Raw genomic sequence first — 9,268 nt, 5'->3', positions numbered from 1 at the left:
TGAGGCTAATTCGTATACGGATATGAAGTTTGAGACATTGAATTATGCTATTGAGGATGTTCGCAAGGAAGCAAGACAAGCAGCAGCTGTTGGTTTAGCGGTAGCTGGTTTACGCTATAGTGATATTCCTGGAAAATTAACAATCGCATTTGGTAGTGGTTTATGGCGTAGTCAATCTGCTTTTGCTTTTGGTGCAGGTTATACTTCAGAGAACGGTGATATTGGTTCCAACTTGTCAATTACCACTTCTGGAGGTCACTGGGGTATAAGTGCAGGGGTTAATGTGATACTCAACTAATAAACGACTAAATCCATAAAATTGATTTGCCCTTTTCTTAAATAAGAAAAAGGCAAATTTTTTATCTTTTTCCAGAGCTCTCTAAAGCTATTCTAAATGTATAAAACTCCCGTAATTATATAAAATCCGAATATAAAAAGCCTCTGACAACTTTGTTGAGAATAAAAGACCTTAGTGGTAAAGATTCAAAAAATTGATTGCTATTATTTTGATTTGTTAAAATGCTTCACGCAATGTCAATACGAATATACCCTTTATTAAAAGGAGACAGTTTTAGCTTTTATTTTCGTATAGTTTTAAACGTATGCTTTATAATGCAACGATCTACAGATATGCAACGTACTCCAAACACAAGTATTGCTTTAGGGTAGTGGAGCGCAAACGGAAAAAGAATGGAGCGTTTCTGTAGGTAATATGGCTTACGCTTTAGAGAAAAGCAGTATCGCAATAGGTAGTGAATATAATAAGAAGAGCGAATACGGGGAAAATGATTATACTCTTTCGAAGAGTGATTATTCAACAGTAGTGGGAGCTGTTTCTAAAGTTTTAGAATATGGTTCGATTTCACTTGGTTACTCCGTGCATATACATTTGCTCAAGAAGCTATTTCTATGGGCTTCTATTCAAAAGCAAATGGGGTTGGAAGTATCGCTTTAGGTTCTTATTCTAAAGTGACGGTTGATGGGGGGCTATTGGGAACAACTCTGTGTCCGGTAGGGCTGATGGCGTTTTTGGGTATACGTCTCTTCTGCAAGGACCGGCTAAAAACCCTGAATCTCAATGGAAAAGTATGAAAGTTGCAGTAAGTATTGGTGTTCCTAGTAAGAATATAATGCAACAAATTATAGGCGTAGCAGCTGGTAGCAAACCTACCGATGCAGTGAACCTTAGACAGTTGCAGGATTTAGAAGAAGTTGTAAGAAAAAAGGGTGGAAACTGTTTATTGCTGGTGAGGAAGTTAAAGATATGGGTGCTAGATAGTACAATAAATTTTTCATCTGGAGTAAGTAACTTCAGGGTTAAAAGAGATAAGGACGATGAAAATAAGCTCATATTGAGTTTGGCTAATGATATAGCATTGAAAAGCATAACATTAGGAGAAAAAACAAAAGTAGATGCAACAGGCTTAGTAATTACTGATGTCCCACAAATAACCACCGGTAGTATTAATGCGGCAAGTAAACAAGTAACAAATGTTGCAGAAGGAACTAGCAATACTGATGCAGTGAATTTTTCACAACTGAAGGGAATAAAAGAACAAGTAGCAGTGAGTATTTTTGTAAAATAGGATACAGCAACGAGACACATTACCATTAGTAAGGATATAGATGGGGCATTTTAGTAAAAAGCTTTCATAAATCCTCTAATGAAATAAAAAAATCTTATTCACGAAAAATAAACTGATGCCTAAGCGGATAATCAATAGGTACAAAAATTATATTTCTTTCAAAGAGATCAAAGCTAAAAACGACATGCAACCTTTGATAGAAAAACGAAATCTATTCTAATATTAAGTATTTTTTTACCTTCCTCAAATTGACTTTCACAAACCTGCCTCTAATTACACCTCTAAAGGCGTTGCAGAAACGACAGCTTACGTCTTAATTTTATTTATGTCCTAAAAACACACGTTGTAAGAGCGCGGACATGCAAGGGAAATAAGAAAGCTTTAGGGCTCTAGATCATACCTTTTTTGTGTTTTTAATCTATTATTATGAAGGGGGTATTATGAAAAAATTATACACTACACAAAATCTGCGTGATTTGAGTTTTTTCGCTCACATCGTCGATCATCATTGTTTAAAGTAGCGTCGTTAGGAACTGCGGTTGCCTTATTTTTATCGAATGATGCTCCTGTTTTTTCAGCAAATCTCGATTTAACAAAAGCATCTCTCGAAAATGTGAAGAATGCTGCCGTAGTTTATCCGCAAAGCATCATCTCTGCGTATGATGATTATAACAGTGGTATGGATGGTTATAATTCTGTAATAAATGTTTTAACAGCTGACGGAAAATTTGCATGGGAAGATGCGCAAAACATCTTCACAGCGAATGGCACGCTCGTTTCTGATTCAAAACGGGATAAGAGGGCTAAAAAAGCTGTTGTTTTAGATCCAGAGAAATATACGGCAAAAGAGAAAAGTTTTACTATAAACTCTATGGCTCGCGCTTCAGGGCTAGACGGTATTGCGATAGGTTCCGTATATGATAATCAAGATAGCATTGGGGAATATACATTCGCGAATGATTACTCCTCAAAGGTGAGGGTTGATGGTAATGGAGCTATTGTTATAGATAAGAATGCTGAAACGCGTGCGGCTGAAACGCGGGCGTATGGCAATGTTGTTCTTGGGGACGGTTCTTCGACTACATCGCTTGCTGGCGCTAGCGGTTACAGTCCTATCGAGCTAAGCGAAAAAAATAAAAACAGTGAGGTATGGAAAAGTACTGCGCATGCAGCAACTATTGGTGATTATAAAAATAAGGTAACACGCCAGCTTGAAGGAGTGGCTGCTGGTAGTTATTCTATCGATGCCGTTAATGTTGCACAGCTAAAAGCGTTAAAAACTTACGTAGACCAAGGTTGGCAGCTATCTATTGGGGGTAAAAATGCCACAACGATTGGTATAACGAGCACGGTAGATTTGTCGGCTGCAAGTGATAACCTTAAGATTACAAAAGGTGCGGAAGACAATAATGTAAAATTTGATCTAGCTAACAATATTACAGTGGAACGAGTTACCGCTGGGAGAAGCTCTATAAGTGATGATGGCATTATATTTGCTGATGGGGCTAGAATAACTGTGGATGGTATTGATGCTGGCAATAAGCAGATTACAGGAGTGGCAGCTGGGGAAGAACCTTATGATGCAGTGAATTTTGCGCAGCTACAAGAGATAAAAAATCAAATAGCAGCAAATAGTCTTGTTAAGCAAGATGGTGGAGAAGAAGGTCGTATCACCATTGGTATAGAAACAGGTGGTTCTGAAATCAATGTTGCAAACAAATCGGGTGAAGATAGGATAATTTCCGGTGTGAAGGCTGCTGTAAACAATAACGACGCTGTTAATAAACAACAGCTCGATGGTCAGATTGCAGATGTTGTTGACACTATAAAAAGCAATAGCCTTGTTAAGCGAGAAGAAGAGACAAATCGTATCATCATCGGTAAGGAAATAGAAGGCACAGAGATTAATATTGCAAACAAATCAGGTGATGCTCGTGCAATTTCCGGTGTGAAAGAAGCAGTTAAGGATGATGAAGCCGTTAATAAAAAACAACTTGATGGTGAAATTGCAGATATCATGGACAGTATTAAGGTCATTAAAGAAGCAAATAACTTTGCGGTTCTTTATGATAAAAATGCAGATGGCACCATTAATTATAATAGCGTGACTTTGGGTGGTGATAAGACTACGGCACCAGTTTCTCTCCATAATGTACAAGCTGGTACAATTGCAAAAGAGTCGAATGATGCAATTAATGGTAGCCAGATTGAAAAAATATCTGGAGATATAGCAGGTATTTTTGGTGGTGATGCGGACTTTCACGACGGTATCTTGTTTGGTCCGCACTATCATTTATCGCACATTTCTGAAGATGGTGCAGCAGTAACTAAGGACCATAATAATGTTGGTACAGCTTTGACAGGGCTTGATGAGAATATAAACAATGTGAATGGTCGCTTAACACATGTAGCTAATGAGTTCACTCAGAAGATTGAGGGTGTTTCTAAAGATTCTCTATTGTGGAGTAATGATGAGCAGGCATTTTTGGCACAGTATGGAGAAAACAAAGAAAACAACAAAATTAAATTTCTTGCCAATGGAGATATTGCTGAAGATTCAACCGATGCAGTAAATGGTTCGCAGCTCTTTGCTACTAATCAGAATGTTACCACTGTTACGAATGATCTAGCAAAAATTTCTCAAAATACATCTAAATATTTTGGTGGTGGTGCAGATATATCTAACGGTAAGGCTCCCACTTACACTATTCAGGGTAAGCCACATAATGATTTTGAATCTACTTTTAATGCTGTTGATACTTCTATCACGAATATCCAAAATCAAATCACTAATGCAGCAAAGAATAGCCTTGTTAAGCAGGAAGGAGATGCAGGTACTATTACCATTGGTGTGATAACGGGGGGGACAGAAATTAATGTTGCAAACAAATCTGGTGATGCTCGTACAATTTCTGGTGTAAAAGCTGCAGAGCGAAATGATGAAGCTGTTAACAAAGCCCAGCTTGATAAAAGTATAGAGAAGATTTCTAATGATATTAATCTTACAAGTGCTGCTGCAGTTCTCTATGATAAAGAAAACGATACCGTTAATTATAATAGCATAACTTTGGGTGGTGATAAGACTACAGCACCAGTTTCCCTCCATAATGTTAAAGATGGGAAAATTGCTGAAGATTCGCATGATGCTATCAATGGTAGGCAGATTGAAAAAATATCTGGAGATGTAGCAAACATTTTGGGTGGGAATGCGGAATTTAGCGACGGTATTTTGTTCGGTCCGCTCTATCATTTATCGCGCATTTCTGAAGATGGCGTAGCAGTATCTAAAGACCATAATAATGTTGGTGACGCTTTGACAGGGCTTGATGACAATATCAACAATGTGAATAGCCGCTTAACACATGTAGCCAATGAATTTACTCAGAAAGTTGAGGGTGTTTCTAAAGATTCTCTATTGTGGAGTAATGATGAGCAAGCATTTGTGGCACAGCATGGAGAGGAAAAAAACAATAGCAAAATTAAGTTTCTTGCCAATGGAGACATTTCTGAAGATTCAACCGATGCAGTGAATGGTTCGCAGCTCTTTGCTACTAATCAGAATGTTAACACTGTTACGAATGATCTAGAAAAAATTTCTTAAAATACATCACAATATTTTGGTGGTGGTGCAGATATATCTAACGGTAAGGCTCCCACTTACACTATTCAGGGTAAGCTACATAATGATTTTGAATCTACTTTTAATGCTGTTGATACTTCTATCACGAATATCCAAAATCAAATCACTAATGCAGCAAAAAATAGCCTTGTTAAGCAGGAGGAAAATGAAGGTACTATCACCATAGGTAAGGCAACAGGAGGTTCTATAATTAATATTGCAAATAATGCAGGCAACGATAGGACAATTTCTGGTGTGAAGGCAGCTGTGAATGGTAATGAAGCTGTTAACAAAGCCCAGCTTGATAAAAGTATAGAGAAGATTTCTAATGATATTAATCTTACAAGTGCTGCTGCAGTTCTTTATGATAAAGAAAACGGTACCGTTAATTATGGTAGCGTAACTTTAGGTGGGATGGATAACCAAGTCCCTGTTGCTCTCCATAATGTTAAAGATGGCATAATTGCGCAAGGATCGCATGATGCAATCAATGGGAACCAAATTAATAAAATATCTGGAGATATAGCAAATTATTTTGGTGGTGGTGCCTCGTTCGAAAATGGTGCCTTTAAAGGACCAAACTATAGTTTATCTGTTATTGTTGAAGATGGTCAGGTGGCAAAAGCCAATTATCATGACGTTGGCTCAGCTTTGAGTGGTCTTGATGCGAATGTGAAGAGTGTGAATACGCATCTGACGAATGTGGTAAAAGATGTCAATGAAAAAATCACGAATATTACACAAGAAGTCAAAGGGGACGCTTTGTTGTGGAGCGGTGATGAGCAGGCATTTGTAGCACAGCATGGAGAGGGAAGAACCAATAGCAAAATTAAGTTTCTTGCCAATGGAGATATTTCTGCTAACTCAACAGATGCTATAAATGGTTCGCAGCTTTATTTGATGAGCAACCAATTGGCTGCGTATTTTGGTGGTGGCGCTGGTTATAATAATGGAAAATGGACCGCTCCTACTTTCAAGATAACACATTTCAAGGCTAACGGGAGTTCTGCTGAAAAGAAGGATTATCATGACGTTGCCAGTGCTTTTGACGGCGTAAGTGAGAGTATGTCTAAGATAAACGACCGCATTCAAAATGTTGAAAACAATGTCTCGTCCAATGGTTTAAATTGGAATGAGCAGAAAAAAGCTTATGACGCTAGCCATGATGGTCAACCAAGTAAGATTATCAATGTAGCAGATGGTAAAATTGCAGAAGGTTCAAAAGATGCAGTCAATGGTGGACAGCTTTGGGAGACCAACGAACGTATCACTGGCGTTGAAAAAGATATTAAACATATTGAAAACAGAGTCGACAATATTTCCACTACGGTTACGAATATTAGTGAAACAGTTTTCAATATTGAAGACAGAGTTGATAATATTGAGAATACGGTTAATAATCTTTCTGATGGTGCAGTTAACTATGATAAAGATGTTGATGGTAAAAAGACCAATAAGATCACTCTAAAAGGTGGGAATGAAAGTGAACCTGTTATGATTGATAATGTTGCGGATGGTCGTATTGAACAAGGTTCGAAAGAAGCTGTTAATGGTGGTCAACTACATGATTACACTGAGCAGCAGATGAAGGTCGTTCTTGATCAATCAAAGCATTACACAGATCAACGGGTGAATAATATCGTTATCGATGCTATTGATGATGCCGTTGATCGGGCTCACCAATATACAGATATGAAGTTTAATATTTTAAGTTATGACATTAAGAGTGTACGCAAAGAAGCAAGACAAGCAGCTGCTGTTGGTCTAGCAGTGTCCAATCTACGTTACTTCGACGAACCAGGATCTTTGAGTGTCTCATTTGGTAGCGGCACATGGCGTGGACAATCGGCATTTGCTCTTGGAGCTGGTTATACATCTGAAAATGGAAAAATCCGCTCTAATCTCTCTGCCACGAGTGCTGGTGGTCATTGGGGAATAGGTGGTGCAATCACTCTGAAAATAAAATAATACGAACAATAAAAACCGAACAAAACATTCACCCTTATTTATTGAAATGAGGGTGAATATTTTTTTACAGACGCACAGTATTTATCTAGAGATAAGCATAATATTTGATGACGATATAAACTTTGAGGTTTTATAGAAGCCCCTTATATGCTTTTATTGCAAAAAGATCACAGTAGAATCCATATTGCTAAAAAGTTATATTTTTATGTTGCTATTTTCTTGAACAGTCTATAGTCATGCAGGAATGTATATTAATAAGACTCATTTTGATAAAATAACTTTCAAAGGGGGGATAAGTAGTGCGTAAAGATAAAAGATACATCAAAGGATCACGCATATATCATTACATGATATTTTAAGAAGAGAAGTCCTAACTAAAAAAGCAATTATCCAAAGCAAGTTAGATATCGGACACACTACAATCTCTTTTTATTTTACTTGTTATTAATAAAAAAATGCTTTCTAATAAAACTAAAGTCTATAATTAAGAAAACACATACTAAAACCTTTTTTAAAGCATTTTATAGTAACGACTACCAAGTAAAAAGTAATATTAAATATGGAAGACCTCTTTTTTAGTTAGTAAAAAACAGCACACTAAAACCCTTAGATTCTAAATGTATTATTTCTATGTCCACAAAACATAAACCAAAAACAAACATTTAGATCTCAATACAGAAAGCACAAACAAAACAAAAGACTCAAAATGTTCACATCCTAAGCAACGATCCTCTATTATGAATTCCAGGAGGATTAATAATGCTAAAATGTGTCTTTTTTATGTTTTGGAGGTGTTTTTAAGTTTTTTCATTGGAGAATTTGTTATGAAAAAATTATATGCCACATTAGCACACGATGATGCAAATGGGACTCATTTTCCTTATCCCTTGTCTTTGGTGAGGGTGCTTTTGTTGGTTGCAATAGTTGCGTTTTTATCGAATGTTTCTCCTAGTTTTTCGGCAAATGTCGATTTAAGCAAAATGTTCCTTGAAGGTGTCGAGAGTGCTGTTGTGGGAACTCCACAAAATGTTATCTCTGCTTATAATAGCGATAACAGTGAATTAGATGCTTCTAGTGCATCAAAGGAAAATTATATAACAGCGTTGAGTGTTGCGACGACACCTAAGGGGGATGCTACCAGTGACTATGCAAATTTTCTCATCAATACTCTTTCTGGTAACAGTGATAAGAATTCCACAATAAAGACTGATAATAGTTCTGTAATAAATACTTTGACAGCAAGACAACTTATTCCTGTTAGTGAAATGCAGAGAGGTGGTGGCAAAGGTGTTGAGTTGGGTGAGGCGGCGAGTGCGCCCTCTGTGTCGTCTATTGCGATAGGCAATAAGCAAACATATGACTGTGGTAAAGGCAAAGACTGTTATTACGTCGCTGCACGTGCGTCAGCTGAAAGAACAATAGCTATCGGTTTATCATCTGAAGCTAAGAATTATCAGGGAATTGCTATTGGTGTTACTGCAAAAGCATTCGCTGACAATACTGTTGCTATAGGTCCCTCTACAAAGGCGACAGAAAAAAATGCTATCGTTTTGGGGTATAGTTCAGAGGCGACAGGTTTGAATAGTATTTCTATAGGGCGCTCGGCGCACTCTTTGGGTCTGCATAGTATCGCAATAGGTTCTGATGATATTACAGATAAATATCCAGATGATTATACAACTGCGAAGAGTAATCATTCAATTGCCGTAGGGCGTGTTGCTAAAGTCCGAGGAGAAAATGGGATTGGTATTGGTCAGCGTTCATCGGTATGGGATAATGCTAACAATGGCATTTCTATCGGTTACTATTCAAAAGCGCAGGCGTTGGATAGTATCGGGCTAGGTCACGACGCTTTGGGGATGGTGGAAGGGAGTGTTGCAATAGGAAGCCATACTAGAGCTAATAGGGCTGCAGGTGTTTCAGGATATACTTCTATGCTGCAGGGACCTGCAACGAATGAGGTATCTTATTGGAAATCTACATTAGGTGCTGTTAGTGTTGGTGATGTTGATGCTGGCAAAACACGACAAATTACAGGTGTAGCGGCTGGTAGTGAAGATGCAGACGCAGTGAATCTAAGACAATTGCAAGACTT

3 protein-coding genes and 3 pseudogenes are annotated in these 9,268 nt (G+C 37.7%); all 6 read left to right on the top strand.

What is annotated here, in order from left to right; all coding sequences use genetic code 11:
* Positions 1-298: YadA-like family protein (locus ACFIJW_RS02120; protein ID WP_375633133.1), on the top strand; the 298-nt coding region annotated here is incomplete at its 5' end.
* Between the two features lie 414 nt (positions 299-712).
* The gene (locus tag ACFIJW_RS02115; protein ID WP_375633132.1) at positions 713-955 is read left to right on the top strand and encodes a hypothetical protein; all 243 of its coding nucleotides are present in this window, start codon (positions 713-715) and stop codon (positions 953-955) included.
* A 133-nt stretch (positions 956-1,088) separates the two neighbouring features.
* Entirely contained in the window at positions 1,089-1,586 is a 498-nt protein-coding gene (locus ACFIJW_RS02110) for a hypothetical protein (protein ID WP_375633131.1), read from the top strand.
* A 679-nt stretch (positions 1,587-2,265) separates the two neighbouring features.
* Positions 2,266-3,825: pseudogene (locus ACFIJW_RS02105) on the top strand (hypothetical protein); the annotation flags it as partial.
* A gap of 306 nt (positions 3,826-4,131) precedes the next feature.
* A pseudogene (locus tag ACFIJW_RS02100) lies at positions 4,132-7,173 on the top strand (Vomp family autotransporter); the annotation flags it as partial.
* An 824-nt stretch (positions 7,174-7,997) separates the two neighbouring features.
* Positions 7,998-9,268 (top strand): annotated as a pseudogene (locus ACFIJW_RS02095) (hypothetical protein); the annotation flags it as partial.

The organism is Bartonella sp. MM97QHHN, from assembly GCF_042194285.1.
Lineage (GTDB): Bacteria > Pseudomonadota > Alphaproteobacteria > Rhizobiales > Rhizobiaceae > Bartonella.
Note: the sequence above shows the minus strand (reverse complement) of the source record. Positions and strands in the feature narration are given on the sequence as shown.